Genomic DNA, 26,457 nt, shown 5'->3' with positions numbered 1-26,457 from the left:
GTGTCACGAGTTCGGCGGCAGGGCGACCGAGTTCGGAACAGGTTGAGAATCCGCGAAGGCGGTGGCCAGTCGCCGCAACAGTGCGAGCCTCGGATTCGAACTGCTGAAGATCTGAGGTTCAGTCGACGCCGAGGGCGACTTCGGTTGATTTGATGAGGACGGTGACTCGGGAGCCGTCGCTGAGCTCGAGGTCGTCGGCGGCGTCGCGGGTGATGGAGGACGTGATTTCGTCGCCGCCGGCCAGCCGGACTCGGACGACGGCCATCGCTTCGCCGCGGGTGACCGAGACGACTGTTCCATCGAGTTGGTTACGTGTGGATAGTCGCATGTCAGTGATCCTACGCAGTGCGGGCGCTGATTCATCGGATGTTCGTTCAGGTCGCACGGGGTTGCGTTTTGCCCGCGCAAACGCGACCGGTCGTGCCGACGCGAATTCCGCGCCGAGATGGCATCTGACAGGTGCGATGTCTGGATTCTGACGTGGGCGGATGAGTAGGGGGATGAGTACTTCGGCGGATTCGGCTGCGGTGGTGCGGAAATAGTGTTGGTGGTATCGGTTCTCGAAGTGTCGGAAGGACATCGACGATGACAAATCCCGGATTCTCGTCTTGGCAGGCGAGTCAGAATGCGAATCGGAACGTGGCCCGGCATATGGATTGGGCGCGCCAGTCCACGGCGGATGCGCATCGGATGTCGCGCCGCTATTCCGCCTCGCGTGGTTGGCGTATCGCGAATGTGATTGCGGCGCTGGTGGTTATCGGAGTGCTCCTTGTCGCCGCACCGTTCGTGCTGGCGATTCTCGACACTGTCGGGTTCTAGCCTCAGGTGGTGCCCGCGCTCATGCCGCCGGATATGGTGATCGCTTCGCCGTTGAAGTGACGTCCGGATTCGCCGATCAAAAGCAGGATCGCTTGGGAAACCTCTTGCGGGACAATGAGATCGCCATTCGGCGGACCGGCGGCGAACATCGCCTCCACATCCTCGAGGGTTGGATTCTCGATATCGGGCACCATCGCCGAATACATTGCCGGGTTCATGATCATATCGGTGCGCACACCGGCGGGTAGTACCGCGTTGACCGTGATGCCGTGCGGAATTACTTCGTGTGCAAGCGATTTCACCAAACCGATGACACCCCATTTCGCCGCCGCGTAGTGGCCGGAGTTCGCAGCTCCCATACGGCCGACAATGGACGAGGTGGCAACGATTCTGCCCCACCGGCGTTCGATCATATGCGGCAAGACCGCGCGGAAACTGTGGAAGACGCCGGTGAGGTTGACATCGATCATGTCCTGCCACATCTGCTCGTCCATTTCGGCGACGGCCGCCCCGGAGGCGATACCCGCATTGGCGAGCAGGATGTCGATCCGACCGAACTCGGCGATGGCTCGTTCGGCCAATCCGTCCATCGCCGAGCGGCTGCGCACATCGGCCTGCACCGCGACGCAACGCCGCCCGGTCTCCTCGACGAGTTTGACAGTCTGGGCGAGATCGTCTTCGGAACTCAGCGGATACGGCACGCTGCCGATAGGTTCGCTGATATCGCACAGCACGATGTCGGCGCCTTCGGCCGCCAAAGTGACCGCATGCGAACGCCCTTGACCGCGAGCGCCGCCGGTGATCACCGCGACCCTGCCTTCCAACTGGCCCACGCGCGTCCCCTTTCGACTGGTCAGCCCATGCTGCCACGACCCGTAGCAGCCGCGCATTCGAAATAGGAGTTGCGACAGCCGCGGACCACGCCGCGAGGGTCAGCTCGCGGACCAGCCCGACCAGCGGGTGACGTCGACGGCGAGCACCGGACCGGGTGGCGGCTGGGTGCGGTACACGGGATAGCGTGCGGTCAGCAGGTCCAGGGCCTGCTGGGCTTCGGAGTCATCGAGGATTCGTGCGGTGCCGTCGGCCCTGGCCCACCACAGGTGCGACCAGTCGTCGCTGTAGCGGTCGGCGAGTACGGCTACGGCGGGGTTGGCGGCGATATTCGCCAAGCGGCGTAAGGCGGTTGTCGTCTTGGGTTTCGCGTCTACGGCGCTGTAGATGGTGTCGTCGGTGACCGCGAATACGATCGGCACGATGTGTGGGCGCAGGTCGGTGGACATGGTGGCGAGTCGGGCTACCGGTTCTGCCATGAACCGTTCCCGCGCCACTTTCGCACTCAGTCGCACCGCACCTCCACATTACGATCGGCAACGGCCCCATTTTCACCTGGTCGGCGACTAGATGCGGACGAACAGCGGCCGCGCGGGGTCCACGGGTATCGGTATGGCCGGGCCGATTCCGAACAGGATGAAGACCGCGGGCTCCGGGCTGTCGTGCAAAGTGCCGTCGTAGTGTGGCGTACCCGCTGTGCGCGTGGCGAATTCGCCCGGATACATGGGCAGAGTCGTGGTCAGGTCGATGGTTGCGCCCGCGCCGACGGTCCAGATGCCCGAGAGCACGACCGCATGGCGGTCGAAGGTGTAGGCATGCGGGGCGCTCATCCAGCCGGGGTGCCAGCGGGCATAGCTCGCGTAGAAGCCGGGGGCGCGATAGGAACCGAGCACCTCGGCGGTTTCGAAGCTCTGTGGTGGTGCGCCGGGAGCGGGCTGCCAGTTCAGGTCGGCCATGCCGTGAATCGTGGTGCCCGGGCCCGGGGACCGGTCTTGGACGGTCGGAAATTCGACGGTCGACGGCTCGGCCGCGTCACCGTTCGAGCCTTTCCAGACCACGGGCAGCGCCAGCCCCAGTGCGGGTAGCGCCAGCGCGATTCTGCGGCGCATTTCGCGCGCCGTTTCGTCCTCGGCCTCGGCCTCGGCCAGGTATCGGTTGTCTTCCACGCGCATGACCTCCTGGACGTCATCGCAGCAGGGCAAACCGAATTCTTGACGCAGCATACGGTGGTGTGCCAATAGTTTGCTGGATATCCGGCAAGATCAACTCGACCCGCCCCGCGCATCGCATGGTCACGATTGGTCCGCGCGGTGTTCGACCGTACGATGCGAATTGATCCGTCATTCGAGTTACGAAGGGGGCGTCATCGATGCCGACCGACCAGCTCGTCCAGAAGTTCCGGGCCGTCGATACGACCGCAATCTGTGATGCCGATAAGTCGATTCGGGTGCTGGACAGCGCCATTCGCCTGCGTTCGGCCGAGCCGCGGATCCTCGGGCCCGCCTTCACTGTGCGCTGTCGCGGCGACTTCCTCGCCGTGCTGCGCGCCGTCGAGACCGCCGCGCCTGGCGACGTCATTGTCGTCGATGGCGGTGGTGCCGAAATCGCGCTCGCCGGAGAACTATTCGCGCGCGGCGCGCTGGTGCGCAATCTCGGCGGCATCATCGTCGACGGCGGGTATCGCGATATCGCCTATGTCCGAGAGTGTGCACTGCCGGTGTACAGCCGCTTCGTCACGCCCATGGCGGGCACCACCGCACAGCTCGGTGAACTGCAGATACCGGTGACCTGTGGTGGTGTCGAGGTATCCCCGGGTGACCTGATCCTCGCCGACGAGGAGGGCGTCATCGTTGTCGAACCCGACCGCATCGACTGGCTCCTCGATGCGGCGGCAGCGGTCAAAGACGCGGAGGCCGAACTGGTCGCTCTGCTCGATGCCGGGTCGACACTCAGCGATGGACTCAACCTCGCCGAGCACACCGCAGCTCTGAATCGCGGTGAACCCTCGACATTGCGGTTTCTGTCCTGATCCTGAAACAACTTGCACTGCAGGTAGATTCAGCGTTGACCGCGACGCAGGATCCGGTGCCACCAATGGGGTTCGGCAGCCGCGGGCCGAGGACTCGACACGCTCGATTCGGGCTGAGTCACTCGACGTGTGGCTGCACGGTCGGCGCGCCACTGCGTGACGATCTCCTCGGTATTCACCGGTCCGACCGGTACAAACGGCCCGTGCGGCATTCGCAACCACTCGACGATGCGCTCGTTCAGCTCCGATACCGCTTTACGGACCTCGCGTTCGGAGGTCATGTCCCGCACCGTTTCCGGAAGTTCCTCGATATCGCGGCGCAATATGAGAGACGGGGGCAGCAGGCCGCCGCCACGCACGCCCTCGCGGCGCAGGAAGTTCTGCAACCACCAGTTCTCGTCGTCGACGGAGCTCGGGATCGGTTTGCCCGTGCCACGGAGGTTCTCGAATTCGCCGCGTTCGGTGGCCTCGCGGACCTGTTTGTCGATCCACGATTCGAAGGTGACACCGCGGGGTTTGCGCTCGGTCATGGCAACAGCATCGACGGAACGTCCATAACTCCAGTCTACGGACGGTAAAGATATTCCCATGACCAGCCATGTCCTCGCGATCGATCTCGGCAAGACCGGATGTCGCGGTTCGCTGCGGATCGATGGAGGCCAGGTGGGCTATGCGGAAGCGCCGGGCGCGCCGGGGCTGGCGGACAGTACGGGTGTCGATGCGGCGGAGCGAGCGATCCGCGCGGTGATCGATCAGATCGTGGCGCTACCGACAACGTTCACGCTCTCGGTGGGTGCGGCGGGCGCCGCATCGGCACCGGACGCGGCCGCGGCGCTCGGTCGGAGGCTGGCCGAGGTTCCCGGCGCGGCCGCGGTCGCCGTGACTTCCGACGCCGTCACCGCACATGCCGGGGCGCTGGGAGGATCGCCCGGAGTCGTGCTGGCAATCGGAACCGGAGCCGTCGCGATGGCCGTCGACGAGGCGGGCCGGTTCACCCGGGTCGACGGCTGGGGGCCGCAACTCGGCGATGAGGGCAGTGGCGGCTGGATCGGCCTCGAAGGTCTGCGTGCCGCACTGCGTGCGCATGACGGCCGCGGGCCACGCACCATCCTGACCGAGAGGGTCCGCGAACACTACGGCATCGAACTTGACGCACTGCCGAAATACCTTGGCGAACACGATAATCCAGCTCTTGCCGCTGCCGAATTCGCGCCCGTAGTTGCCGCTGCCGTCGACGATACCGCGGCCGCGATCATGGCGGCCGCCGCACATGCACTCGCTCGCACCGTCCTTGCCGTGATCGAACGATCCGGAATCCGCCCACCGGTCCCCTATGCCATCACCGGCGGCCTGGCCAAGCTCGGCGCACCACTCCTCGAGCCGCTCGACAACCAGATCGTGCACGCGATCGACCGTCGCGATCCGCTCGGCCACCCGATCGACGGTGCCGCGCTACTAGCCCTCGACCCGACCACGGCGCTCGAAGCGCTGGTCACTCGAATCTCTGACACTTATTGACAGAGACGTCGTTACATCTGACACTTAGTTGCATTCAGTCCATCGCGTCACCGGGGAGCTGCGTTGAACGCACTCGATCTCGCCGTCATCGTCGTCTATCTCGTCACCGTCGCGTGGATCGGCCTGCGGCTGTCCGGAAAACAGCAGTCCAGCAGCGACTATTTCGTCGGTGAGGGCCGAATGCCGTGGTGGACGGTGTGTTTCTCGGTGGTGGCCACCGAAACCAGTGTGCTCACCGTCATCTCGGTTCCGGGCGGAGCGTACACCGATCAGGCCTTCGGAAATGTCGAACTGGCCATCGGGTACATCATCGGACGCACGGTCGTGGCGATCGTGCTGATCCCGCTCTACAAGCGCGGTGGGTTCGTCAGCGCATATCAATACCTCGAGCTGCGCTTCGGTCGCTATTTGCAGGGCGTGGCCGCGGTGACGTTCGTGTTCACCCGGCTGCTCGCCGAGGGCGTGCGACTGTTCGCCTCCGCCATTCCGATCAAGTTGCTGCTCAGCGAATTAGGACTCGACTTCGGCTACGACGCGATCATCGTGGCGCTGACGCTGCTCACCGTCGTGTACACCTACCTGGGTGGCATCAAGGCGGTGATCTGGACCGATGCACTACAGATGGGCCTCTACCTCACCGGCGCGCTCATCGCGATCTGCGTGCTCACCGGCCACGTCGGCGCGTCCGGCTGGTCGGATGCGTTGCATGCGGGCAAGTTCGGTGTCTTCGATACCGATTTCGGTCTCGCCCACATTCTCACCAGCACCTTTGCCCTCCCGACCGCGATTATTGGTGGGGCGATCTTCGCGATGGCCTCGCACGGCTCGGATCAGCTGATCGTGCAGCGCATTCTGGCGACGCGGTCGCTGCGCGACAGTCAGAAGGCGATGATCGGTTCGGGCATCTTCGTGGCCATCCAGTTCGCCGCGTTCTCCCTGGTCGGTGTGCTGCTGTGGTCCTACAACAGCGGCAAGACGGCCAAGGAACTCGGATTGGCCAGTGCGGACAGCCTGTATCCCAACTTCATTCTGCACGGGTTGCCGGTGGTGGTCTCCGGACTGCTGGTCGCCGGAATCCTCGGTGCGGCCATGGGTTCACTGTCCTCGGCGTTGAATTCCATGGCCAATTCGACGGTCGCCGATATCATTCGCAGCTTCTCCCGGCGCACGCTCGCCGATCACACCCTGCTGCGCCTGGCGCGGGTGATGACACTGGTGTGGGCGGCGCTGATGGCGGCGTTCGCGATGGGTTTCAGCGCGACGACGGGCAATGTGTACCTGACGGCGCTCACCATCGCGGGGTACACCTACGGTGCGCTGCTCGGTGCGTTCCTGCTCGGGCGACTGGTCGCGCGCGCCAACCAGTTCGACGCGATCGTCGCTTTCATCGCCACGGTGATTGTGATGACGTTCGTGGTGCGGGTGGTCAAGATCGATGTGACCGTCGCGGGGAAGGTGGTCGAAAAGGGTATCGCGGCACAGTGGTTGGTGCCGATCGGCGTGCTCGTCACCTTGATCGTCGGCGGAATCGCAAGCCTGTTCCATCCGGCGTCCGCACCGGATGAGCCGGAACCCGTCGCGGCGGTGGCGTAGTGCGCGTCATCGGGTTGATGTCGGGGACCTCGCACGATGCGATCGATGCCGTAGGCGCGGATATCGCATCGCAGGACGCGACGATTCAGGTGCATCTCCTCGGACAGCTCAGCCGACCGTATTCGGATGAACTGCGTTCGGAACTCATCGCCGCCTTGCCGCCGGGTGCCATAGATATGGCCACCGTGTGCCGTCTGGATACCGCGATCGGCCAAGCCTTCGCCGATGCTGCCGATGCGGCACAGCACGAGTTCTTCGACGGCACAGCTGATCTCGTCGCCTCGCATGGACAGACCGTCTACCACTGGGTGAGCGACGGCGCGGTGAAAGGCACGCTGCAGCTGGGGCAGCCTGCGTGGATCGCCGAGCGCACCGGGTTGCCGGTCGTCAGCGACTTTCGTTCGCGCGATATCGCCGCGGGCGGACAGGGCGCGCCGCTGGTGGGACTGTTCGACCTGCTGTGGCTGGCGGGACGTCCCGAACGCGCGGCCGCGCTGAACATCGGCGGAATCGCGAATGTCACGGTCACCGGCGACAAGCCGGTCGCCTTCGACACCGGACCCGGCAACGCCCTCATCGATGCGGCTGTCGAACTGTGCACCGGCGGCGCCGAGCATTTCGACCGCGCCGGAGCACGGGCCGCGCGTGGCGACATCGATACCGATCTGCTGGAAACCCTTCTCGCGGAACCCTATTACCGCGCACCGGTACCCAAGAGCACCGGGAAAGAGCTGTTCAACCGCACCTACTTGGAGCGCGTGTTGGACGGCGGTTCGGCCTCCTCCGACGATATTGTCGCCACTGTGACCGCGCTGACCGCCCGCACCATTGCCGATGCCCTCGCACCGCTGCGCCCGACCGAGGTCATCGCGTCGGGCGGCGGGACACACAATCCCACCCTGATGGCAATGCTCGGTGCACATCTCGGTACCGCGAAGTTGCGTACGTCCGACGAACTCGGCCTACCGTCGGCGGCGAAGGAGGCAACCGCATTCGCGGTGCTCGGCTTCCTCACCGCACACTGTCTGGCGGGTAGCCATCCCGCCTGTACCGGAGCGAGTCGCGCGGCGGTGCTCGGTTCGATCACCCCGGGTGCGGCCGGATTCGCGCTGCCCAGTGTGCCGACCGCCATGCCCCGACGACTCATGGTGACGAGGTGAATCATGCCCGAGGTTGACGATGTACGCACTCGCCTACTGGCGGCACTGCCACGACTCACCCCGACCGCACAGCGCGTCGCGCAGGTGATCCGGCACGACCCGGCCGCCGCCGCACAGCTCACCGTGAGCCAACTCGCCGACCGGTCGGCGACCAGCACCTCCGCGGTCGTCCGGCTGGCGAAAACCCTCGGCTACGAAGGCTATCCGCAGCTGCGACTCGCAATGGCCGCGGTCGGCGGCGATGACGGCTCGCCGGTATTCGCCACCGATATCGACGCCGACGACGCGTTGTCGAAGGTGCTGCACAAACTCACCGCCTTCGAAACCGAGGGCATGATGGCAACCGCCGAACTCGCCGATCCGGCGACCATGGAGGCCGTCGTCGACGCACTGGTGGGCGCGCGACGGGTGCACCTGGTGGGTATCGGCGCGTCCGGACTCGTCGCGATGGATATGGCGCAGAAGCTGACCCGCATCGGAATGTGGTGCGGCGCATGCACGTCCGAAGATGACGCGCTGGTCCAGGCCAGCCTGCTCCAGGCCGGTGATGTAACCGTCGCGTTCTCGCATTCGGGCGAAACCGCCGCGATCGTCGAGGCCGTGCGCCGGGCCGTCGACGCGGGCGTGACCACGGTCGCCGTGACCGCGGGAGCGCGATCCGGACTCGCGAATGCCGCCGCGCACACGGTGCTCGTGGCCGGACGTGAGGACGGATTCCGTTCCGCGGCCATGGCGAGTCGCATGAGTCAGCTCCTCATCGTCGACGCACTGTATGTCGGCGTCCTGCAACGCACGCCGTCGGCGGCCAGGGCGCTGCGGCGAACTTACGAGGCGGTTGCCGATCGCCGAACCAAGGAGGCCGAATGAATCACCCGGTGCCGCGGTGACCGAAATCGGTTCGCTGACCACCGAGGCGTCGAATCCACGCACCACCGCGCTGGATTCGATGCCGATCGACGAGCTGCTGCGCACCATGAACGCCGAGGATGCGGGTGTGGCTTCCGCTGTGGCGCAGGCGATTCCGGAGATCGTGCGGGCGATCGAGCTGATCGTCGCGGCGCGGCGGCGCGGCGGTCGACTGATCTACATCGGCGCGGGCACCAGCGGCCGCCTCGGGGTGCTCGACGCGGTCGAATGCCCACCGACCTTCGGCACCGATCCCGGCGAGGTCCTCGGCATAATCGCGGGCGGACCGGACGCCTTCCTTCGGGCCGTAGAAGGTGCCGAGGACGATCCCACGCTGGCCGTCGCCGACCTGTCCGCCATCGCACTCACCGGCGACGATGTCGTCGTCGCACTGGCCGCCAGCGGCCGAACCCCCTACGCCGTCGGTGCGCTCAGGTATGGCCGCTCGGTCGGTGCCGCGACGGTCGCGATTTCGTGCAACCGCAATGCCGAAGCCAGCACACACGCCGACGTCGGAATCGAAATCGACACGGGCCCTGAGGTTTTGACCGGTTCCACCCGGTTGAAGGCGGGCACGGCACAGAAGATGGTGTGCAATATGCTCTCCACCACGGCGATGGTGCGGGCGGGCAAGGTCTACGGCAACCTGATGGTGGATGTGAAGCCCACCAATGCCAAACTCGTCGACCGCGCACGCCGCATCATCGCCGAAGCGACGGGCGCCGACCCCGCCACCGCCGCGGCCCTACTGGACGCAGCGGATGGTCACGTGAAAACCGCCATCGTCATGCGCTTGGCCGGAGTCGACGCGTCGGCGGCCCGCGCGCTGCTCCACGGTGCGGACGGACGGGTGCGCGACGCCGCGCGTCACTGATATCCCGTTCGCCGAATCCGCACGCGGCCAACCGCTACCCTGACCCACAGTTCCGCGCCCCGGCGGAACGATGTGTCGGCAATTCGGAGGCGCGATGCTGTCCCTGCAGGAGATTTCCGACCGCCTGGAGATCGAGGACCTCATGGTCCGGTACTCGCATGCGGTCGACACCCGACAGTGGGATCTGCTCGACGAGATTTTCACCGCGGATGCGCATATCGACTATTCGGCCATGGGCGGCGCGGTCGGTGATCTCGAATCCACCAAGAAGTTCCTCGCCACCGTGATGCCGAACTTCCTTGCGTTCCAACATCTGATCAGCAATTCGTCCATTACCGTCGACGGTGACAGCGCCAGCGGGCGCACCATGTGTCACAACCCGATGCTGGTCGCGACCGGCGAAGGTCAGCAGAGTCTGATGCTGTGCGGGCTCTGGTATCACGACACCTTCGCCCGCGTCGATGGCCGATGGCGGATCAAGCAGCGTGTCGAGGAGAAGAGCTTCATGTTCGTCGCGCCGGGCACCGCCTGAATACGAATCGAGGCTCCCGGATTCGGGAGCCTCGATCGTCATTCGTGTTGGCATTTGTCTCCGCACGAGCACTTGCCGCCCTCCTGGCAACCGCACCGACAGTCTGGACCGCAAGCACAGGGAAGAACGCTGGGAACCATCGCAAACCTCTCCGAAGTAGGGATTGCCGCCTGAGCTATAGCCGGGAAGTATAACCAGGTCTCAGCCGGTCTTGTGTGCCACGGCGAAGACCCGTCGGAACGGCAGCCAGGTGGTGCCGTCGAGCTGGCGCGGGTAGGCCGCACGCAAGAGCGGCGCCAACTGTTCGATGAACTCCTGCCAGGCGGTGTCGTCGAGTGCGCTGCGGACAGGACGCAGAGCGGTTCCGGTGACCCATTCGAGTACCGGATCCTCCCCCGACAGCCGTTGCAGGTAAGTCGTTTCCCATGCGTCGACCGCACAGCCTGCGCGGGTGAGCATTTGGGCATACCCACTGGGGTCGAGGACATCACGCGGCTGCAGGATGCCCGCGGGTGCGAGCCGGTCGCGCCATTCGTCGCGGCCCGCCAGTTCGCGAATCGCGAGGTGCGACGGAGCGTCGAAATTGCCGGGCACCTGGAATGCGAGCCAGGCGCCCGCAGGTAGCGCATGTACCCATTGGGGCAGCAGCGTCGTGTGCGTCGGCACCCAGTGCAGTACCGCGTTGCTGATCACGACATCGGTATCCGGTGCCGGTCGCCAGTCCTGCACCGTGCCGAGTTGTGCGTCGACGCCGAGACTCCTTGCCGCGGCGACCATTTCAGGCGATGAATCCGAGGCCTCGACAACCGCTCCCGGCCAGCGCTCGGCCAGCGAAGTGGTGAGATGTCCTGGGCCGCAGCCGAGATCGACGACGCGGCGCGGATCCTCGGCCCCGATTCGGCCGAGTAGTTCGAAGAATGGACGCGAGCGGTGGTCATCGAAGGCCAGATACTTCTTGGGATCCCACATCGGCAGCTCCAAGTCGATTCAGCCAAACCGTACGTACGTACTGTATTCCGCATAGGCTGGTCCGGCAACAAGCGGCCGGAATTTCCGGCGCGCCGCGTGGGTTGGTGCGGAAAACAACCGATGGGAGTGCAGTGAACGACTTCAACGCGCAGGTGATCAATGAGTTCCGCGCCAATGCGGGCAAGGTCGGCGGGATGTTCGACGGTGCGGCGATGGTGCTGATCACGACGACGGGCGCCAAATCCGGCCGCCAGGTCACCAGCCCGCTGGTCTACCTCCCGGACGGCGAGCGGATCGTGCTCATCGCCTCGAACGGCGGTGCGGACAAGCATCCGGCCTGGTACCACAACCTGCGCGCGAATCCGGAATTCACCGTGGAACTCGGCACCGAGACCTATCCGGCGAAGGCCGAGGTGGTGACGGGCGCCGAACGCGACGAACTGTATGCGCGGATGGTCGAGATCATGCCGGGATTCGGTGAGTACCAAGCGAAGACTTCCCGGGTGATTCCGGTTGTCGCGGTATACCGCCAAGAGGCCTGACGATTGACGTGCCAGCCCGGTCCACGATGTCCGGGCTGGCACATCTATCAGGATTTGTCGCCGAACCAGCGGCGCAGCGCTTCGCCAAGTCCATCGCGCTCGCCGGAATCCGCGGCCCAGGCCACGTAGCCGTCCGGTCGGATCAGCATCGCGGAAAGGTCGCGTGGTGCAACAGGTTTCGCGGTCACCACGCGCACTCGATCCGACCACGGTGCGGCGATCGTCCGCAGCTCAGCGGAATCGGCCAGATCCAACAGGATTGCCCAGCCATCGGCGAAATGCGCACCGAGCCGACTGCCGTCGGACAGTTCGATATCCGGCGCGACCGCGCCGATCAGGTGGTGGTCACCGCCGAGGTCGTAGCGGTGCAGCACACCGGCGATCCTCTTGAAGATCGCGGTACTACCGTCGCGAGTGCCGAGCAGATCGGTCACTACCTCGCGTAATGCCTTGCTGCGCTGGTCGAGTCGCATCAGCGCGACCTGTGCGCGGGTCCACTTCAGCACCCATGCACCGACGGGATGACGTTCAGCGGTGTAGGTGTCGAGCAGGGTTTCGCTCGCATCGCCGCGCACCACCGCCGCCAATTTCCAGCCGAGGTTGACCGCATCGCCGATTCCGAGATTGAGCCCCTGCCCGCCGAACGGCGAATGCACATGGGCCGCATCGCCTGCGAGCAGCACCCGGCCCTTGCGATAGTCGGTGACCTGGCGGGTGTTGTCGGTGAACCGCGTTGCCGAATGCACGGCGGTGATCTCGACCGGCACGCCCGACACCGCGCGGAGGCTGGCCTGCAATTCGGCCGCGGTGACCGGCGTCGTCCGGTCGGCGGGCGGCCCGTCGAGTTCCACGGTCACGATCCGGCCCGGTGTCGGACCATTGGTATAGATCCCGGTTCGGGTGGTGTTCCAACCCGGCCGCAAGCCCTCCGCGCCGATCATATCGACGACACCCTGATGGCCGGTGATCTCAGGATCCAGTCCCGGGAAGTCGAATCCGCCTAGCTTACGGACTGTGCTGTGGCCGCCGTCGCAGCCGACGAGCCAATCCGCGCAGACGGTGCTGTCACCGAGGTGGACGGTGACAGCGGTTCCGCTATCGTCGAACTCGGTCAACTCCGCACCGCGCCTGATCTCGATCCCGAGTTCGGTGGCGCGCCTGGTCAGGATCGCCTCGATGGCCTGCTGGGCCACCAGCACCGCCTCGGCGCCGGGGCCGAGTTCGGCGAAAACCGGGTCGTCGAAATCGATTTCGTCCGCGCGGAGCACGATGCCCGCGAAATGCCCGGCGATCGGCAGGCGTTGGCCCGAGGCCTTCGGGACCATGCCCGCTGCGCGGATGCGCTGCACCGTCGCATGCTGCTGCTCGAGCAGGTCGGGCAGCATGCCACGACGGTAGAAGGCCTGCGCCGTCGGCACATTGATCGCACCGGCCTTGATGGTCACATCGGGTTCGGTCAGCCGTTCGACCACCAGCACATCGGCGCCGCCGAGGCGGAGTTCGCAGGCCAGCATCAGTCCGACCGGTCCGGCGCCGGCGACGATCACATCGAATGTCTCGTTCATGAACTCGACTCTGCCGATGGCTGGTTGCGGCGGGCTTACTTCGCCTTGCATGCGCCATGCATGGTGCCGGAAGTTCTGCGAGGTGCTCGAAACTGTGGTCGAAGGCCGGGTGCTGCGTAGAGAATCGAGTCGAGCGAAGGAGGCTCATGGAACCGATTGTTTCCGTCACCGGCGGCAAGATTCGCGGCCGGACGGCTGCCGGGGTCAGTGCATTTCTCGGAGTGCCGTACGCGGCGGCGCCGGTTGGGCCCGCGCGCTTCCGGTTGCCGACGCGGGTGCCGGAGTGGCAGGGGGTTCGTGATGCGCTCACTCACGGCCCGACCTGCGTGCAGACCCCCTATCCCCCGCCGATCCACGCACTGATCGGCAGTGACGGGATACCGGGCGACGAATACCTGAATGTCAATGTGTGGACACCGGATGCGGGCGGTGCCGGACTGCCGGTCATGGTGTGGATTCATGGCGGCGCATTCACCCGGGGATCCAATGCCAGGGCGATCTACGACGGTGCGGCGTTCGCGCGCGACGGGGTCGTGCTGGTCTCGATCAACTACCGGCTCGGCATATCGGGCTTCGCGGCGGTGCCGGACGCACCACTCAACCGCGGATTACACGATCAGTTGTTCGCGCTGCGGTGGGTGCAGGACAACATCGCGGCCTTCGGTGGGGATCCGGACCGGGTCACCGTATTCGGTGAGTCGGCGGGCGGAATGAGCGTGGCGACGCTGATGGCATCGCCACTTTCGCGGGGGTTGTTCCGGCAGGCGATCATGCAGAGCGGCAATGGGTCCGCCGCGGTGGCCGTCGAGGACGCGCGCAGACTCGCCGGAGAATTGGCCACGAGTATCGGAGTCAGCCCCACCGCGGCGGATTTCGGTGAACTCGGGCCCGATGAGTTGCGCGCGGCGCAGGACGGACTCGCACTGGCGCTGATGAACGATCCGGATCCGGCGCGATGGGGATCGTCGATCATCGCCAACGGGATGGGGATCATGAGTCTGCTCCCGGTGATCGATGGTGAGGTTGTCGAAGGTCAACCCGTCAAAGTGCTTGCCGCGCAACCGGAGCGGGCTGTACCACTCATTGCGGGATGCACCGCCGAGGAGTTCCGCTTCTTCACGGTTCCGACCGGTATCGCCGCCGGAATCACTGCGGACACTTTGCCTTTCGTTCTTACCCGCTACGGACTCGATCCCGCGCTCGGGGATATCTATGGTGCGAATCGCCCGGGGGCCACGGCGGCGGATGTCTTCGCCGCGATCATTACCGATCGGGCCTTCCGCTCGGACACTCTGCGGATCGCACAGTCGAACGCCGCCGCGGGTGCGCCGAGCTTCGCCTATGAGTTCGCGTGGTCATCCGGCATCGAGGGACTCGGTGCCTGTCACGTCCTGGAGGTGCCGTTCGTCTTCGACGCACTCGCGGGCGCGCCCACCTTGACCGGTCCCAATCCGCCGCAGCCGCTCGCCGATGAAATCCATTCGGCGTGGGTGGCTTTCGCCGAGTCCGGTGATCCGGGGTGGGCCCGCTTCGAGGAGGATTCGCGGCGGGTGCAGATCTTCGACAGTCCGGAGTCGGGTGTCGTGAGTGATCCGCGCGGGGACGAATTGGCGGCGCTTCGGAAGTCGGTCGCTTAGCGGATATCGGGTGGAGCTGGTGGTGGGCTCGAGCGAGGTGGCCACTGGCTCCTATTTGTCGAGTGCGCTGGAAATCGTTGTGGCGGAGGCGCGCAGGGCGGAGCGGGCCGCGACTACGGCCGGGTGCCGGCCGGTGCCGCGCCGGTAGGCCAAGTGGGTTTTGCGTCGGGTGGGTAAGGCGGTGAGCACCACATTGGGTGGTGGGGTGAGTGCGCCGAGTCCAGGGACGAGGGCGACACCCTGGCCTGCCGCGACCAGTGCGAGGACGGTACTGAAATCGTCGACGTGATGGCGGACCCGCGGGGTGAATCCGGCCGCCTGGCAGGCCCGGATCGCCATGGTGTGACAGAGCGTGCCGGGGGTGCCGACGATCCAGGAGGCGTCGCGGTGGTCTTCGAGCGATGCGGCGGTCGGGGCAGCCAGGTAGATGGTCTCCTCGAGGAGCGGCTCGGTGTCCAGGGCGGGATCGGGTTCGGCGGGTACGTAGTCGTACTCCTGGACCAGCGCGATGTCCAGGATGTCCGTGCGCAGTGCGTCAGGGACGGTGGCCGGATCCAGTTCTGTCACAAGCAATTCCAGTCGCGGGTGGGCGCGGCTCAGTGCGACCGATGCCGGGGAGAGAATTGTGGCGACCGCCGTCGGGAACGCGCCGATGCGCAGCGTTCCGGTGAGTGCCGCGCGGGAGGCGGCGAGGTCGGCGGTGGCCTGTTCGAGGGCGGCGAGGATCGTCTCCGCGTGTTCGACCAGGGTGAGTGCGGCGGGAGTGAGAGTGACGCGTCGCCCGGTCCGTTCGAGCAGCGGCACGCCTGCCTCCCGCTCCAGTGCGGTCAACTGCTGGGAGACCGCCGACGGCGTGTAGCTCATCGCCTCCGCGACCGCCGCGATCGTCTTGCGATGGGCCAGTTCGCGCAGCAGGCGCAGCTTTCGAACATCGAGCATCAGTTCAGCTTATGCTCAACGGAAGAAACGTGAACTGGACCTGAAGTATCGCCGCGGGTCAGTCTGGAAACCATGACGCTCACCGGCCTCTTCGTCCCCCTGATCACGCCATTTGCCGCCAATGGTGAACTGGCCGCCGACGCACTGGCGCGCTTGGCCCACGAGGTACTCGACGACGGCGCAACCGGCATCGTCGCTCTCGGCACCACCGCCGAAACCGCCACTCTGAGCGCCCAAGAGCGCCACCGCGTCCTCGATATCTGCGGCTCCGTCTGCCGAGAACGCAATGCCCCCTTGATTGCCGGAGCGGGCACGAATTCCACCGCGGCTTCGGCCGAGGCGCTCGCCGCCCTCGGTTCCACTGTCACCGCCGCACTCACCGTCGTCCCCTACTACACCCGGCCCTCGGAAGCAGGCGTCCTCGCCCACTTCCGTCACTTGGCCGCCACCAGCCCGGTCCCCCTCATCGTCTACAACATCCCGTACCGCACCGGCCGCACCCTCGGCCCCTACACCCTCCATGAACTCGCCGACATCCCGAACATCATCGGCTTCAAACACGCTGTCGGTGGCATCGACGACACCACAACCACTTTCATGGCCACCCTCCCCCCCGACGTCACTGTCCTGGCCGGCGACGACCTGCACACCGCCCCACTCCTGGCCCTCGGCGCTGCCGGCGCCATCCTCGCCAGCGCCCACCTGGCCACCTCCGCCTTCGCCACCCTGATCCACCTCTGGCACAACGGCCCCATCCGAGAAGCCCGCACCCTCACCCACCGCCTCACGCCTCTCTCCGCAGCTCTGTTCGCCGAACCCAACCCGGTGGTCATCAAATCCGCCCTAGCCGCCCAAGGCCGCATCCCCACTCCCACCGCCCGCCTCCCTCTCCTCCCCGCCACTCCCGAAACAACCTCCGCCGCCCTCGAAGCCCTGAACCAACTTTCCGCAACTGTCTCCGCCTGACCGCTAACCCTCAGCGCACCAGTCGGATTCACGAACCCGCGACGGCGGCCCGCTCAGCCGGGTTCCGCTGTACATCGCCGACCACCTGCGGGCAGGTGTGCTGACGCCGTCGGAAGAACTGGTGCCGCGGTCGTTTCGATCTCGGCGGCGAGGCTGACGATATTGGTCGGCCTCATGGTGTCCACATGGATCACTGGGGTCAGTTCCAACGGTCGACCATGCGCGGCCCAGGTGTCCCAATCGCGCGCAATTCGAAGCCCGTCGTTGTGCACCGCGGCCCGCTGCCGCTGCGCATACCTGTTCCGCGCCGTGTCCGCCGAAGCGTCACACCAGACCTCGACCACGCGATCCGCGCCGACTCGGTGAATCCCCGCTCGCGCGAGCTCGAGGTCGCGCGGGCGGAACCACCATGAGTCGATCACCGCCGTCTGCGGTGCCGCCGCGACCATCGCCCAGACAGCCTCCATCGCGATCGCACCGAGCGAAGGCACGGCATCGGGCCGGGAAATACATTCCGCCAAGGCTTCTTTCACAGTGTCCTTGGAGAGCAGTTGCGCATCCAGTTCGCGGGCGAGCGGCGCCGCCAAGGTCGACTTACCCGAGCCGGGCAGCCCGTTGACCAGCACCAGGAGTTTGTCCTTCGCTCGTTGCGTCACCCCGACATTCTTGCTGGTCTCATGGTTGGTTCAGCACTGGCTCGGACGGGGTTTTGCGCCAGGTGGGGCGGTGGGCGTTGGTGATCCAGCGAAGGGTCCATTCGGCGGGGCCGTAGCGGAACCAGTGGAGCCAGAGTGCGCTCAGGGCTAGTTGGAGGGTGAAGACGAGAAGGGCTGTTGACATGGTGGCGAGCGGGGAGAACGTGCCGGCGGCGGCTAGGCCTATGCCGGTGAAGATCAGTAGGCCGATTGCTGACTGGGCGAGGTAGTTGGTGAGGGCTATCCGGCCCGCCGGGGCCAGGGCCGTGCGGATGAAGGACGTGCGGGGGCTGTGCATTGCTCGGAGCAGGGTTGCGACGTAGGCGGCGGTGAGGAATGGGGCGGTGGCGACGCTGATTGCTACCGGGAGGGTGTGGCCGGTGCCGCCGCCGATGGTGAACAGGATGCTGCCTGCAAGGCCGACGGGGAAGCCGATGAGTTGGATTCGGCGCAGGACCGGTTCGTCGCCGTGTACGTGGGCGAGCAGTTTGCGGCGGCCCGCGACCAAGCCGAGTAGGAACATGGCCAGAGCAGTCGGCCCCTGCAGTGTAAGACCTTGCAGGACAAGGAGTCCGAGGCCGTCGAGGTGTTCGCCGATAATGTCGCCCCAGCCGCCCAGCATGGCCTGGGTTGCGTGCTCGGCATCGGCTTGTGCCTCGGCGGTGGAGGGCAGCAGGGCCGACGCATCCATGAATACAGTGCCGAGCAGCAGGCTCGCCACGACCAAGCCGTACAGAATCGCCGCGACGCGCAATGCGGTTCGGTCGCTCACCCGCCGCATCCAGAACAACACCGAGCACGCCACCGCGTAGGTGGTGAGTACGTCGCCCGCGTACAGGAACACGATGTGCAGCACACCGAGGACGAACAGGCCTCCGATGCGACGCAACATCCGCGGTTCGAAGGCGGCTCGCGCGGCAGCCGCCGATTCCATCTGCAGGGTGAAGCTGTAACCGAACAGGAATGAGAACAGCAGATAGAACTTCATATCGACGAACACCTCGGACAGTGCGCGCACGGCATCGTCGAGGGTGGAGGTGTAGTCGGGGTCGATCACCAGATTGCCGGGATAACCCGAGGCCATGAAGGTGATATTGACGATGAAGATGCCCAACAGAGCGAAGCCGCGCAGGGCGTCGACGTCGTGCACCCGGGATCTGGAGGCGACCAGCTGATCGGTCATTGTGTTCTCCGCAAATCGATAGTATCCGAGGGATACTATCCAACATATACTATCTCTCGGGCTAATATCCGCCGAAGCATCGATGATCCCGAGGAGGTAAGGCCATGGCCGACGAGGCGGTGCCCGCCGACCTGGGCAGGCTCTGGCGACTCCCGACACCCGCACGACTGGGCCGACCGGCGGAACTGGACGTCGACCGGGTCGTACGCGCCGCGGTGGATCTCGCCGATCGCTCCGGGCTGCGCGCGGTCACGCTGCTGAAGGTCGCGCAGACACTGGGTTTCACGAAAATGGCGCTGTACCGCCACGTCGGTTCCAAGGACGAACTCTTCGAGCTGATGGCCGATTTCGCCATCGGCCCGGCACCGGATCTCGGCACCGTGCGCCCCGAGTGGCGGGCCGGGCTGCGGCAGTGGGCACATGCGATGCGGGCGGTCTACGCCGAGCATCCGTGGTTGCCGCAGTTACCGATCTCCGGTCCGCCCCGCGGTCCGAACACGATCGGCTGGGTGGATGCCGCGCTGCGCGCACTTGCCGACACCGGACTCGACTGGGCCACCAAGGTCGGCATCCTGATGCTGGTGAGCGGGCATGTGCGGCAAGCGAGTCTGCTCACTCAGCAGATCACCGAAGCTCGGCGCGGCACGGGGCTCGACGAGGTGCAGGCCAATCGGAACTACCGTCGCACGCTGGCTGTTCTCGTCGATCCGGACCGCTTCCCCGAGGCGGCCGCACTGTTCGCCAGTCCGCTGTTCGAATCACCGCCGGATGGGGATACCGATGCCGCCGACCAGGACTTCGTATTCGCGCTGGAATTGATCCTCGACGGCGTGGCCGCCGAGATCGATGGCGCATAGAGCTCAGTCGAGCAGACTCCAGGCCCAAGTGGTGGACAGTTCCAACGGGTCGCTCGCGGTGACCGGCCGCGGGTGGGTGTTGATGCCGTTGGGTGGACCGGATTGTGGCTCGACACAGGCGGCTTCGGGTTGCTGGTCGAAAACGACGACCCATTCGGCCGGACTGGTGATGGTCAGCTGCAGGGCATGGGGCCAGGTCAGGGTGACGGTGGTGCCATCGGGCATGCCAAAACAGTCGTCCCAGGGTGCGGGTTGCGGGTCAATGCGGCGTCCGGTCGGCAGATAGTCGGGGCCGCGCTCCTCCTGCCAGGCCGGGGTGAAGTCGAGCTCGATGTCCTTGCCGGAGCCCAGATTTCGCAGGAACCACGGATGCCAACCGACCTGCGCCGGAAACGGCTCGCCCGCTGTCTCGACCCGCATGGTGAGGGTGATCGAGTGCTCGGAGAGCTGGAACTCCTGGGTGACTCGCCCACGATACGGCCACGGGTCGGTGAGCTCGCAGCTCAGTGCGGCGGTGGATTCGGTGGTGCTGAAGACGTGCCAGGCCCTATCGCGCGCGGTGCCGTGGATAGCGTGCGGATCGGCGTTGATCGGCATCTGATGCAAAGTGCCGCCATACCGGAACTGTCCCGATCCCATCCGACCACACCAGGGCGCCATCGGAAACGCGCCGTACCGTGCGCCCTGCCGCAACAGTTCCAGCGCACCGACCCGCAAACTGGTCAGCCGCCCGCCATTCTCCGGCGCGATGCTCACCTGCGCCTTCCCTGCGGTCAGCACAACGCTGGAATTGCCTGCATCGGTCATGAGCGCTCCTCCTCCGACTATGGGTCCGGTAAGACACAGTGCCATGACCAGCCCGCGCACGCTGACCGACGCGGCGCGCCGAATAGCGCAGGTGACTTACCTGGCGCGACGGGCGCGGGCATGCTTGGGTTAGGGCGGCATCGGCGGTCGGAAACGTGAGGTGACGGATTTTGCTGGATATAGTGCGTGGCGTGTCCTTCGTCCAGCTTGCGCTCGACCGGATTCCGGAGCCGTACCGGTCGTATCTGATCCAGCGGCGTGAGCTGCTCAAGTTCGCCGTCGTGGGCGGGATCACCTGGTTCATCGACACCGGGATCGTCTATGCGCTGAAGTTGACGGTGCTCGGCGAGAAGCCGCTCACCGCGCGCGTGCTCGGTGTGCTGATCGCGACGATCGTGTCGTATGTGCTCAATCGCGAGTGGTCGTTCCGGACCAGGGGCGGTCGGGAGCGGCACCACGAGGCGGCGCTGTTCTTCGCGATCAGTGCGCTCGGGATCGGTGTCACGCTGTTGCCGCAGGCGGTCGCGCTGTATGTGCTCGATATCCGGGTGCCGCACGTCAGTCCGGTCACCCAGGCCGTCTCGAACTTCATCACCGGCCAGATTCTGGGCGTGCTGCTCGCAATGGCGTTCCGGTACTGGGCGTTTCGGCGGTACGCCTTTCCCGACGATCTCGTCCAATCGGAGCTCGAACCGCGGTAGGTCGCTTACCTTCGAGGTAATTGCCCCGAATCGGCGACCGGGGCGAAGATCGCCGGTATGACACAGATCGGCCTGCTGCTCCCCAGCCGCGAAACCTCGATGACCGGCGAACACGATGCCGCCGGATTGGTCCGGTTCGCGCGCGCCGCCGAGGATGCCGGGTTCGATTCGGTGTGGATCGGCGATTCCCCGCTGGCACGAACCCGAGTCGATCCGCTGCCACTGCTCGCCGCCGTCGCTACGACAACCGCGCACGTCCAACTCGGCACCGCCGCGCTCACCGCGACATTGCGTCATCCACTGCTCGGCGCCCACACCGCCGCCACCGTCGACCAACTCAGCAACGGTCGTTTGATTCTCGGCCTGGGTGCCGGATTCCCATTACCCGAGAGCCGGGACGAATTCGCCGCCGTCGGTGTGCCTTTCGACCAGCGCGTCGGGCGACTCGACGAAACGGTCGCCATCTGGCGCCGGAGTTGGTCCGGTGGAACCGAATTCGACGGCCGCTACTGGCAACTCGACGATCTGACCCGCACCCTCCCCGCCGCGAGCCCGGCCGGTCCCCCGCTATGGCTGGCGGGCAGTGACACACCTCGGGTGCTCGAACGGGTGGCCCGATACTACGACGGCTGGCTGCCGTTCCTACCGGACCCGGACGCCTACGCCCGCGCATGGCACACCGTGCGCGAAAAGACCACCCGCAGCATCACCCCCGCCCTCTACGCCACCATCAATATCAACCCGGACTCCGCCGCCGCACGCACCGAACTCGACGGCTACGTCCGCCGGTACTACCGCCGCTCCCTGGACGAAATGTCCACGATCCAAGCCTATTTCGGCGGTTCCGCCGCGGAATGCGTCCATTGGCTCGGACGGTACCGCGATGCCGGTGCGCAGCATCTGGTGCTGCGCATCGGCTCACTGCAGGCCCGTCACCAGCTGGATCTGCTCGCCGACGCACTACTCCGAACGGCTTGAGCCTCAGCTCTTCATCTGGGCGATCTGGATCAGGTTGCCGCAGGTGTCGTCGAGCACCGCGGTGACAACCGGCCCCTGATCGAGCGGTTCCTGAGTGAATCGCACGCCGAGCCCGCGCAACCGCTCGTACTCGGCGTACAGATCGTCCACCGCGAACGACGTGAACGGAATTCCGTCCTCGACCAGCGCCTCTTTGAACGGCCGGACCGCCGGATGCTCATCGGGCTCCAGCAGCAGTTCGACGCCGTCCGGTTCCTGTTGCGACACGACCGTCAGCCAGCGCGCCTCGCCGAGTGGAACCTCGGTCTTCTTCACGAAGCCGAGCACCTCGGTGTAGAAGCGCAATGCTTTGTCCTGATCGTCGACCAGAACACTGGTGATATTGATGCGGATCATCGGCCCCTGGAGCCAGCGGTGGGTGAGCCGCCGGAGTGGTTCTCGGTTCAGATGGTGGAATTTGTATCGGCCGTCCCGGCGAGTGGTCACCAGACCGGCGGCCGCAAGCACATCCAGATGCTGCGAAATCGCCTGCCTGCTCGAGGTGAGTTGGTGGCCCATGGTGAGCCGTGCGCAGAGCTCGAACAAGGTCTGGCCGTCGCGATCGGCCAGTTCGTCGAGGATCGCCCGACGGGTGGGATCGGCCAGCGCCTTGAAGACATCGCCGCTCACATCCTCACTATAGGCAAGTAATCGCTTGCCTATCAAGTGGAGTTCGTGCCGAAAAGAGGGCGGGCGAATGTGTCGGGGGCCGAGTTAAATTGGGTTGATGAGCTATGAGTTCGTGGTGCTGCCCGCGGGCGCGGCGGCATCGCCGGGGGACGTACTTCCTTATTTTCGATCCAGACGCGGGCAACCCGCCGATGACCACCTCTACCAGACCGTCATCGCCGGACTACACGGCTGGAACAGCCGAATTCCGGCCGCCGCCCGGCATGCCAGGCTGCGGATCGAGGCGGCCGGAGATTCGGTGCGGGTGACCGCCGCCGACAGTGTGGATCGCCGCAGGACCCGCGGTTCCGCTATGGACTACGCCGCGCCGCGGGTACGCGAACTCATCGAAGCCCTCATCGCGGGTTTCGCATATGAAATCTACGATGCGCGGACCAACACCTTGACCAGCCCCGAAATGCGCCGCTACGCCTCGATTGATATCGGCGGTGAACGCAAATATTCCTCACTCACCCAGCGTGAGGTTTTCGACTGGGTCCGCCAACTCCACCTGCTGGCCGCCACCCCGTTCCTGAGCGCCGAAAAGCGAAACGACGCAAAGAGTTTCATCCGGGCCCACCGCAACTTTCCGATCGACTACACCCTCGAGATCTACCACCCGATCCGCGACCGCCGCCTCCGCGCCACAGTGACCGACGGCGCGACCGTCGCCCAACTCATCTGGGACTGGGCCTGCGACGAGTGGAGCCGACTGGACGGCATCGACTGGGCATCGTTGGACTGAATTTCCTCAGTGCCACTGGGTAATTCGCGCTGAAGCCGCTTGCCGATTGCAGCCTTCCTCGGTCGCGTCCTCAGCCATGCCCCGGATGCGTTCCCGCACCTCCGGAATCCGATTGCTCGCGTGGGCGACGCCGAGGGCACGGGTTTCGGGCTCACAGTCGTCGAGGCATTCGATCGCGCGATGCTCGGCGAAATCCGGGGATAAAAGAGCCAATGCGGCGGCGCATCGGGTGCGCAGGTACGAGTAGACGGACGCACCCAGATCATGATCCCAACCGAGCGCGCAGGTCAGCTGTGTGTCATCAGCTATTTCGAGCACATCATCGAGCAATCCGTCCGCTTCGGGATGACCTGCGAACGGCAGCACACGCGCCAGGGCCTGGTCGAGATCGCGACCCGAGCACAAATAGTGGCGCAATTCAGCGACCGCGCCGGGAATGCCGCGCCGCGCCAACTGCGCGAAAACGCCAGTGGCGAGCCATGCTTCGGCGTCGCCACCGACATCCACCGGCCCCGCATATGCCGCGCGCAACCGTGCGAGCTCGATCCCCAACTCGGCGACGAGCGCGGCATAGAGCCAATCGCGCTGCTCGACCTGGTGATCCCACCGCGGATCGCGAACGATGCAGTCGACGACGTGGTCACGAGCCAGCGCGGGCTGTGTGAGCGCTGCCCTGAAACAAGCGCCACGGCCGCGCTGGATCAGCCCGAGTAGCGTGCTCGGCTCGGCGGACGACATGGCACGACCCTAAGACGCCACGGCCGCGCCGGAAACCTATTTATCTCTGGGACAAAGACATTCGCCTATGACGCATGCCCGGGCAATACACATACCGCGTCGAGCCCGAGCACATGATTGAGCCGCCCGAAGGCCAGCCACGATCCGATGCTCATGCTCAATTCGACGATTTCGGTCTGGCTGTACTGCGCGCGCATCCGATCCCAGAACTCGTCATCGAGATTATGGTGATCGGTAGCGTAGCGTTCGGCGTATTCGGCGGCCAGCCGGGTGCGTTCGTCGAACAACTCGGTCGTGCGCCAGTTGGTCACCGCGTCCGCGAACTCCGGCTCCACCTTCTGACCGTCGCGTTCGGTGCGCCAATCCAGGCAGAAGATGCAGCCGTTGACCTGGGCGATCTTCAGTCGTGCCGCCTCGAATTCGCGCAGTCCGAGGGTCGAATGCGAATACACCGACAGCGAGAAGTTCGAGGCGGCCACGCCGATGCCGGGCACCATCTCGCCCCACACGTAACCGATCGGGTCCTTGCCCTCGGGGATGTCGATGATCATGGATGCTTCCTTCCGAGCTTGCCGACTGCGGGACGCAGTGGGATATCTAGTGCGTCATAGAGTCCGGGTTCGGTGTCGACGAGCCAGTCGATGGCATTCACCAATCGGCCGACCGCGGTGGCATTGCCGCCCGCGGAACGGTTTCCGTCCTCGTCGGCGGCCTCGATGGTGATTTCGATGCGCGGGTGGCCCTCGATGAGCACGCGGTGCGCGCCCTCGCCGTCCGGCGGCGCCGGCCAGTCCGGTGCGCAGGACGGGTGGATCCGGGTGACGTGCTCGATCACGATCCGCGGCTCGCCATCGACGATCCCCTGCACCTCGAATCGCAACGCGCCCTGCGTACCCGACGCGAATTCACCCATGCGCTCGGTGGTCACTGTGGCGTCGAGCGCGCGGCGGTCCAGGGTTTCGCGGATCTCCTCGAGTTCGACGCCGAGCGCCCGCGCCATCAACCGAATCTGCCCGCCCCACACCATGGTCGGGATGCCCGGCGCCACCATCGGCGGCAGATAGTCCATCGGCTGGCCCATACCGACCAGATAGCGCACCGAATCGGGCTGGTCGTAGGTGGTGTAGTCGAAGATCTCCTGGCAGCGGATCACATCCACGGTGCTGCCGAGTCCGCTCATCAGCAGCGGCAGTACATCATTGCCCCAGCCGGGATCGACACCGGAGACGAACAGCGACCCGCCGCCCCGCGCGATCGCCGCCAGCACCGGATCGCGCATTTCGGGTGGGGCGCTGCGCGGATCGTAGAGCGCGTAGAGCGCCGGGGTGACGACGACCGCGCCGGACTCGACGGCGCGGACGATATCGGCGAGCGCGTCATCGGGGCGGATATCGCCGGACGCCGCATACACCACAGCCCGAGGTCCGGCGGCCAGGGCCGCCTCGATATCGGCGGTCGCCGGGACGTCGAGGTCGTAGTCGAGCCCCGCGAGCCGACCCGCATCGCGGCCGACCTTATCCGGGTTGTGGACGAGCACGCCCGTGAGTTCCAGCGCCGGGTGTGCGTCGACGGCACGGATGGCCGCGCGGCCGACATTGCCGGTGCCCCAGACAATCGTGGGGATCATCAAGTGAGCGTAGCAAGCGCTTGGTTCGGTGACTGGGATTATGGGAATTACCCAGTGGGGCTGGGGAATTCGCGCGGCTATTTCGCGGTGTTGTAGCGAACCAGATAGTCGGCGAAGCGTCCGATGTCGGCGTCATCCCACGCCGTCAAGCGCTCGGCGAACTCCTGATGGCGCCGTCGCTCGGCCGCCCCCGCGACCCGCCGACCCTCCGGCGTCGGCCGCAGGATGTGGTTGCGGCGGTTCTCCGGATCGACCTCACGGGTCAGGTAGCCCAACCGCTCCAGCGCGCCCACCTGCCGACTGACCGTGGATTTGTCGAGCACGAAGTGATCCGCGAGATCGGTCGCCTGACAGCCGTCGCGCTCGATGACCAGATCCAGAATGCTCGACGCCACCAGCGACAACTCCGGATGCAGTTCCGACGCGCGGCCGCGGGCGCGCCGGGCGAAGGCGGTCAGTTCGCGCTGGATGATGTGGATCGCCGCGGTGCGCGGTTCGGTGGACATGGTTGCACTATACATCAGTTGTGTGATACAAC

At 65.7% G+C, this 26,457-nt stretch carries 31 protein-coding genes and 1 pseudogene; 15 read left to right on the top strand and 17 right to left on the bottom strand.

Going from position 1 to position 26,457, the window contains the following annotated elements; all coding sequences use genetic code 11:
• Window positions 1-118: 118 nt before the first annotated feature.
• Window positions 119-328: a TOBE domain-containing protein gene (locus ACZ60G_RS12430; protein WP_040690806.1), complete on the bottom strand. Its 210-nt coding sequence runs from the start codon at window positions 326-328 to the stop codon at window positions 119-121.
• 257 nt (window positions 329-585) lie between these two features.
• Between ACZ60G_RS12430 and ACZ60G_RS12425 the strand changes: the two genes are divergently transcribed.
• The gene (locus tag ACZ60G_RS12425) at window positions 586-819 is read left to right on the top strand and encodes a hypothetical protein (RefSeq protein ID WP_465809792.1); all 234 of its coding nucleotides are present in this window, start codon (window positions 586-588) and stop codon (window positions 817-819) included.
• A gap of 2 nt (window positions 820-821) precedes the next feature.
• Here ACZ60G_RS12425 and ACZ60G_RS12420 read toward each other — a convergent pair whose 3' ends face one another.
• From ACZ60G_RS12420 to ACZ60G_RS12410, 3 genes are all read right to left on the bottom strand, one after another.
• Window positions 822-1,652: a mycofactocin-coupled SDR family oxidoreductase gene (locus ACZ60G_RS12420; RefSeq protein ID WP_465809790.1), complete on the bottom strand. Its 831-nt coding sequence runs from the start codon at window positions 1,650-1,652 to the stop codon at window positions 822-824.
• Window positions 1,653-1,751: 99 nt separating this feature from the next.
• Entirely contained in the window at window positions 1,752-2,159 is a 408-nt protein-coding gene (locus ACZ60G_RS12415; RefSeq protein ID WP_465809879.1) for a TIGR03668 family PPOX class F420-dependent oxidoreductase, read from the bottom strand.
• A 57-nt stretch (window positions 2,160-2,216) separates the two neighbouring features.
• A complete protein-coding gene (locus ACZ60G_RS12410) occupies window positions 2,217-2,816 on the bottom strand; it encodes a cupin domain-containing protein (protein WP_465809788.1) in 600 nt (199 codons plus the stop codon).
• 203 nt (window positions 2,817-3,019) lie between these two features.
• Here ACZ60G_RS12410 and ACZ60G_RS12405 point away from each other — a divergent pair, with 203 nt between their 5' ends.
• Window positions 3,020-3,679 carry an RraA family protein gene (locus ACZ60G_RS12405; RefSeq protein ID WP_465809786.1) on the top strand — a complete coding sequence of 220 codons (660 nt, stop codon included), beginning with the start codon at window positions 3,020-3,022 and terminating at the stop codon, window positions 3,677-3,679.
• A 29-nt stretch (window positions 3,680-3,708) separates the two neighbouring features.
• On the opposite strand, the gene ACZ60G_RS12400 is transcribed toward ACZ60G_RS12405, so the two are convergent.
• Window positions 3,709-4,209 (bottom strand): DnaJ family domain-containing protein, encoded by a 501-nt coding sequence (locus tag ACZ60G_RS12400; protein ID WP_465809784.1) that lies wholly within the window; start codon window positions 4,207-4,209, stop codon window positions 3,709-3,711.
• A gap of 58 nt (window positions 4,210-4,267) precedes the next feature.
• Here ACZ60G_RS12400 and ACZ60G_RS12395 point away from each other — a divergent pair, with 58 nt between their 5' ends.
• From ACZ60G_RS12395 to ACZ60G_RS12370, 6 genes are all read left to right on the top strand, one after another.
• Window positions 4,268-5,197 (top strand): N-acetylglucosamine kinase, encoded by a 930-nt coding sequence (locus tag ACZ60G_RS12395; protein ID WP_465809782.1) that lies wholly within the window; start codon window positions 4,268-4,270, stop codon window positions 5,195-5,197.
• A 63-nt stretch (window positions 5,198-5,260) separates the two neighbouring features.
• Window positions 5,261-6,790 (top strand): sodium:solute symporter, encoded by a 1,530-nt coding sequence (locus ACZ60G_RS12390; protein WP_465809780.1) that lies wholly within the window; start codon window positions 5,261-5,263, stop codon window positions 6,788-6,790.
• On the top strand, window positions 6,790-7,950 hold the full coding sequence (locus ACZ60G_RS12385; protein WP_465809778.1) for an anhydro-N-acetylmuramic acid kinase: 1,161 nt from the start codon (window positions 6,790-6,792) through the stop codon (window positions 7,948-7,950). The genes ACZ60G_RS12390 and ACZ60G_RS12385 overlap by 1 nt, the downstream gene beginning before the upstream one ends.
• Before the next feature lie 3 nt (window positions 7,951-7,953).
• Window positions 7,954-8,817 carry a MurR/RpiR family transcriptional regulator gene (locus tag ACZ60G_RS12380; RefSeq protein WP_465809776.1) on the top strand — a complete coding sequence of 288 codons (864 nt, stop codon included), beginning with the start codon at window positions 7,954-7,956 and terminating at the stop codon, window positions 8,815-8,817.
• Window positions 8,818-8,833: 16 nt separating this feature from the next.
• Window positions 8,834-9,730: an N-acetylmuramic acid 6-phosphate etherase gene (gene murQ, locus ACZ60G_RS12375; RefSeq protein WP_465809774.1), complete on the top strand. Its 897-nt coding sequence runs from the start codon at window positions 8,834-8,836 to the stop codon at window positions 9,728-9,730.
• A 94-nt stretch (window positions 9,731-9,824) separates the two neighbouring features.
• On the top strand, window positions 9,825-10,262 hold the full coding sequence (locus ACZ60G_RS12370; RefSeq protein ID WP_465809772.1) for a nuclear transport factor 2 family protein: 438 nt from the start codon (window positions 9,825-9,827) through the stop codon (window positions 10,260-10,262).
• Between the two features lie 201 nt (window positions 10,263-10,463).
• On the opposite strand, the gene ACZ60G_RS12365 is transcribed toward ACZ60G_RS12370, so the two are convergent.
• Window positions 10,464-11,231, bottom strand: coding sequence for a trans-aconitate 2-methyltransferase (locus ACZ60G_RS12365; RefSeq protein WP_465809770.1), 768 nt, complete (start codon window positions 11,229-11,231; stop codon window positions 10,464-10,466).
• A 131-nt stretch (window positions 11,232-11,362) separates the two neighbouring features.
• Between ACZ60G_RS12365 and ACZ60G_RS12360 the strand changes: the two genes are divergently transcribed.
• Complete coding sequence (locus tag ACZ60G_RS12360) at window positions 11,363-11,773, top strand: nitroreductase family deazaflavin-dependent oxidoreductase (protein WP_465809768.1); 411 nt, start codon at window positions 11,363-11,365, stop codon at window positions 11,771-11,773.
• A 47-nt stretch (window positions 11,774-11,820) separates the two neighbouring features.
• Here the strand turns inward: ACZ60G_RS12360 and ACZ60G_RS12355 are convergent, their stop codons facing one another.
• On the bottom strand, window positions 11,821-13,338 hold the full coding sequence (locus tag ACZ60G_RS12355; protein WP_465809766.1) for an FAD-dependent monooxygenase: 1,518 nt from the start codon (window positions 13,336-13,338) through the stop codon (window positions 11,821-11,823).
• Window positions 13,339-13,484: 146 nt separating this feature from the next.
• On the opposite strand from ACZ60G_RS12355, the gene ACZ60G_RS12350 reads away from it, so the two are divergent.
• Window positions 13,485-14,975 (top strand): carboxylesterase/lipase family protein, encoded by a 1,491-nt coding sequence (locus tag ACZ60G_RS12350; RefSeq protein WP_465809764.1) that lies wholly within the window; start codon window positions 13,485-13,487, stop codon window positions 14,973-14,975.
• A gap of 51 nt (window positions 14,976-15,026) precedes the next feature.
• Here the strand turns inward: ACZ60G_RS12350 and ACZ60G_RS12345 are convergent, their stop codons facing one another.
• Entirely contained in the window at window positions 15,027-15,914 is an 888-nt protein-coding gene (locus ACZ60G_RS12345) for a LysR family transcriptional regulator (protein WP_465809762.1), read from the bottom strand.
• 72 nt (window positions 15,915-15,986) lie between these two features.
• Between ACZ60G_RS12345 and dapA the strand changes: the two genes are divergently transcribed.
• Window positions 15,987-16,880, top strand: coding sequence for a 4-hydroxy-tetrahydrodipicolinate synthase (gene dapA / locus ACZ60G_RS12340; RefSeq protein ID WP_465809760.1), 894 nt, complete (start codon window positions 15,987-15,989; stop codon window positions 16,878-16,880).
• A gap of 53 nt (window positions 16,881-16,933) precedes the next feature.
• Here dapA and ACZ60G_RS12335 read toward each other — a convergent pair whose 3' ends face one another.
• Both ACZ60G_RS12335 and ACZ60G_RS12330 read right to left on the bottom strand, forming a co-directional pair.
• A complete protein-coding gene (locus ACZ60G_RS12335; RefSeq protein WP_465809758.1) occupies window positions 16,934-17,536 on the bottom strand; it encodes a P-loop nucleotide/nucleoside kinase family protein in 603 nt (200 codons plus the stop codon).
• Window positions 17,537-17,555: 19 nt separating this feature from the next.
• Window positions 17,556-18,758, bottom strand: coding sequence for a DUF418 domain-containing protein (locus ACZ60G_RS12330; RefSeq protein ID WP_465809756.1), 1,203 nt, complete (start codon window positions 18,756-18,758; stop codon window positions 17,556-17,558).
• 104 nt (window positions 18,759-18,862) lie between these two features.
• On the opposite strand from ACZ60G_RS12330, the gene ACZ60G_RS12325 reads away from it, so the two are divergent.
• Window positions 18,863-19,615, top strand: a complete 753-nt coding sequence (locus ACZ60G_RS12325; RefSeq protein ID WP_465809754.1) for a TetR/AcrR family transcriptional regulator — start codon at window positions 18,863-18,865, stop codon at window positions 19,613-19,615.
• 3 nt (window positions 19,616-19,618) lie between these two features.
• Here the strand turns inward: ACZ60G_RS12325 and ACZ60G_RS12320 are convergent, their stop codons facing one another.
• The gene (locus tag ACZ60G_RS12320; RefSeq protein ID WP_465809752.1) at window positions 19,619-20,422 is read right to left on the bottom strand and encodes an aldose epimerase family protein; all 804 of its coding nucleotides are present in this window, start codon (window positions 20,420-20,422) and stop codon (window positions 19,619-19,621) included.
• A gap of 191 nt (window positions 20,423-20,613) precedes the next feature.
• Between ACZ60G_RS12320 and ACZ60G_RS12315 the strand changes: the two genes are divergently transcribed.
• Both ACZ60G_RS12315 and ACZ60G_RS12310 read left to right on the top strand, forming a co-directional pair.
• Window positions 20,614-21,123 carry a GtrA family protein gene (locus ACZ60G_RS12315; RefSeq protein WP_040690789.1) on the top strand — a complete coding sequence of 170 codons (510 nt, stop codon included), beginning with the start codon at window positions 20,614-20,616 and terminating at the stop codon, window positions 21,121-21,123.
• Window positions 21,124-21,180: 57 nt separating this feature from the next.
• Window positions 21,181-22,101 carry an LLM class flavin-dependent oxidoreductase gene (locus ACZ60G_RS12310; protein ID WP_465809750.1) on the top strand — a complete coding sequence of 307 codons (921 nt, stop codon included), beginning with the start codon at window positions 21,181-21,183 and terminating at the stop codon, window positions 22,099-22,101.
• A 3-nt stretch (window positions 22,102-22,104) separates the two neighbouring features.
• On the opposite strand, the gene ACZ60G_RS12305 is transcribed toward ACZ60G_RS12310, so the two are convergent.
• Complete coding sequence (locus ACZ60G_RS12305) at window positions 22,105-22,494, bottom strand: VOC family protein (RefSeq protein WP_465809877.1); 390 nt, start codon at window positions 22,492-22,494, stop codon at window positions 22,105-22,107.
• A 12-nt stretch (window positions 22,495-22,506) separates the two neighbouring features.
• Window positions 22,507-22,806: pseudogene (locus tag ACZ60G_RS12300) on the bottom strand (ArsR/SmtB family transcription factor); the annotation flags it as partial.
• Window positions 22,807-22,867: 61 nt separating this feature from the next.
• On the opposite strand from ACZ60G_RS12300, the gene ACZ60G_RS12295 reads away from it, so the two are divergent.
• Entirely contained in the window at window positions 22,868-23,554 is a 687-nt protein-coding gene (locus ACZ60G_RS12295; protein ID WP_465809748.1) for a hypothetical protein, read from the top strand.
• 6 nt (window positions 23,555-23,560) lie between these two features.
• Here ACZ60G_RS12295 and ACZ60G_RS12290 read toward each other — a convergent pair whose 3' ends face one another.
• From ACZ60G_RS12290 to ACZ60G_RS12275, 4 genes are all read right to left on the bottom strand, one after another.
• Window positions 23,561-24,292: a hypothetical protein gene (locus ACZ60G_RS12290; RefSeq protein ID WP_465809746.1), complete on the bottom strand. Its 732-nt coding sequence runs from the start codon at window positions 24,290-24,292 to the stop codon at window positions 23,561-23,563.
• 65 nt (window positions 24,293-24,357) lie between these two features.
• Window positions 24,358-24,843: a carboxymuconolactone decarboxylase family protein gene (locus tag ACZ60G_RS12285; RefSeq protein WP_465809744.1), complete on the bottom strand. Its 486-nt coding sequence runs from the start codon at window positions 24,841-24,843 to the stop codon at window positions 24,358-24,360.
• Complete coding sequence (locus ACZ60G_RS12280) at window positions 24,840-25,919, bottom strand: NAD(P)H-dependent amine dehydrogenase family protein (protein WP_465809743.1); 1,080 nt, start codon at window positions 25,917-25,919, stop codon at window positions 24,840-24,842. Before ACZ60G_RS12280 ends, ACZ60G_RS12285 begins: the two co-directional genes overlap by 4 nt.
• Before the next feature lie 77 nt (window positions 25,920-25,996).
• Window positions 25,997-26,425 (bottom strand): MarR family winged helix-turn-helix transcriptional regulator, encoded by a 429-nt coding sequence (locus ACZ60G_RS12275; protein WP_397054138.1) that lies wholly within the window; start codon window positions 26,423-26,425, stop codon window positions 25,997-25,999.
• Window positions 26,426-26,457: the final 32 nt, after the last annotated feature.

The organism is Nocardia sp. NPDC102475 (assembly GCF_055584605.1).
This window is presented reverse-complemented; position numbering and strand designations above follow the sequence as displayed.

Bases quoted from the DNA above. Each gene is read 5' to 3' on its own strand.
- ACZ60G_RS12355 (WP_465809766.1), bottom strand. From the start codon at position 13,338: ATGAACGAGACATTCGATGTGATCGTCGCCGGCGCCGGACCGGTCGGA.
- ACZ60G_RS12395 (WP_465809782.1), top strand. From the start codon at position 4,268: ATGACCAGCCATGTCCTCGCGATCGATCTCGGCAAGACCGGATGTCGC.
- ACZ60G_RS12330 (WP_465809756.1), bottom strand. From the start codon at position 18,758: ATGACCGATCAGCTGGTCGCCTCCAGATCCCGGGTGCACGACGTCGAC.
- ACZ60G_RS12370 (WP_465809772.1), top strand. From the start codon at position 9,825: ATGCTGTCCCTGCAGGAGATTTCCGACCGCCTGGAGATCGAGGACCTC.
- ACZ60G_RS12365 (WP_465809770.1), bottom strand. From the start codon at position 11,231: ATGTGGGATCCCAAGAAGTATCTGGCCTTCGATGACCACCGCTCGCGT.
- ACZ60G_RS12275 (WP_397054138.1), bottom strand. From the start codon at position 26,425: ATGTCCACCGAACCGCGCACCGCGGCGATCCACATCATCCAGCGCGAA.
- ACZ60G_RS12285 (WP_465809744.1), bottom strand. From the start codon at position 24,843: ATGATCATCGACATCCCCGAGGGCAAGGACCCGATCGGTTACGTGTGG.
- ACZ60G_RS12425 (WP_465809792.1), top strand. From the start codon at position 586: ATGACAAATCCCGGATTCTCGTCTTGGCAGGCGAGTCAGAATGCGAAT.
- ACZ60G_RS12295 (WP_465809748.1), top strand. From the start codon at position 22,868: ATGAGCTATGAGTTCGTGGTGCTGCCCGCGGGCGCGGCGGCATCGCCG.
- ACZ60G_RS12405 (WP_465809786.1), top strand. From the start codon at position 3,020: ATGCCGACCGACCAGCTCGTCCAGAAGTTCCGGGCCGTCGATACGACC.
- dapA (WP_465809760.1), top strand. From the start codon at position 15,987: ATGACGCTCACCGGCCTCTTCGTCCCCCTGATCACGCCATTTGCCGCC.
- ACZ60G_RS12310 (WP_465809750.1), top strand. From the start codon at position 21,181: ATGACACAGATCGGCCTGCTGCTCCCCAGCCGCGAAACCTCGATGACC.
- ACZ60G_RS12290 (WP_465809746.1), bottom strand. From the start codon at position 24,292: ATGTCGTCCGCCGAGCCGAGCACGCTACTCGGGCTGATCCAGCGCGGC.
- ACZ60G_RS12350 (WP_465809764.1), top strand. From the start codon at position 13,485: ATGGAACCGATTGTTTCCGTCACCGGCGGCAAGATTCGCGGCCGGACG.
- ACZ60G_RS12325 (WP_465809754.1), top strand. From the start codon at position 18,863: ATGGCCGACGAGGCGGTGCCCGCCGACCTGGGCAGGCTCTGGCGACTC.
- ACZ60G_RS12280 (WP_465809743.1), bottom strand. From the start codon at position 25,919: ATGATCCCCACGATTGTCTGGGGCACCGGCAATGTCGGCCGCGCGGCC.
- ACZ60G_RS12380 (WP_465809776.1), top strand. From the start codon at position 7,954: ATGCCCGAGGTTGACGATGTACGCACTCGCCTACTGGCGGCACTGCCA.
- ACZ60G_RS12320 (WP_465809752.1), bottom strand. From the start codon at position 20,422: ATGACCGATGCAGGCAATTCCAGCGTTGTGCTGACCGCAGGGAAGGCG.
- ACZ60G_RS12400 (WP_465809784.1), bottom strand. From the start codon at position 4,209: ATGACCGAGCGCAAACCCCGCGGTGTCACCTTCGAATCGTGGATCGAC.
- ACZ60G_RS12345 (WP_465809762.1), bottom strand. From the start codon at position 15,914: ATGCTCGATGTTCGAAAGCTGCGCCTGCTGCGCGAACTGGCCCATCGC.
- ACZ60G_RS12430 (WP_040690806.1), bottom strand. From the start codon at position 328: ATGCGACTATCCACACGTAACCAACTCGATGGAACAGTCGTCTCGGTC.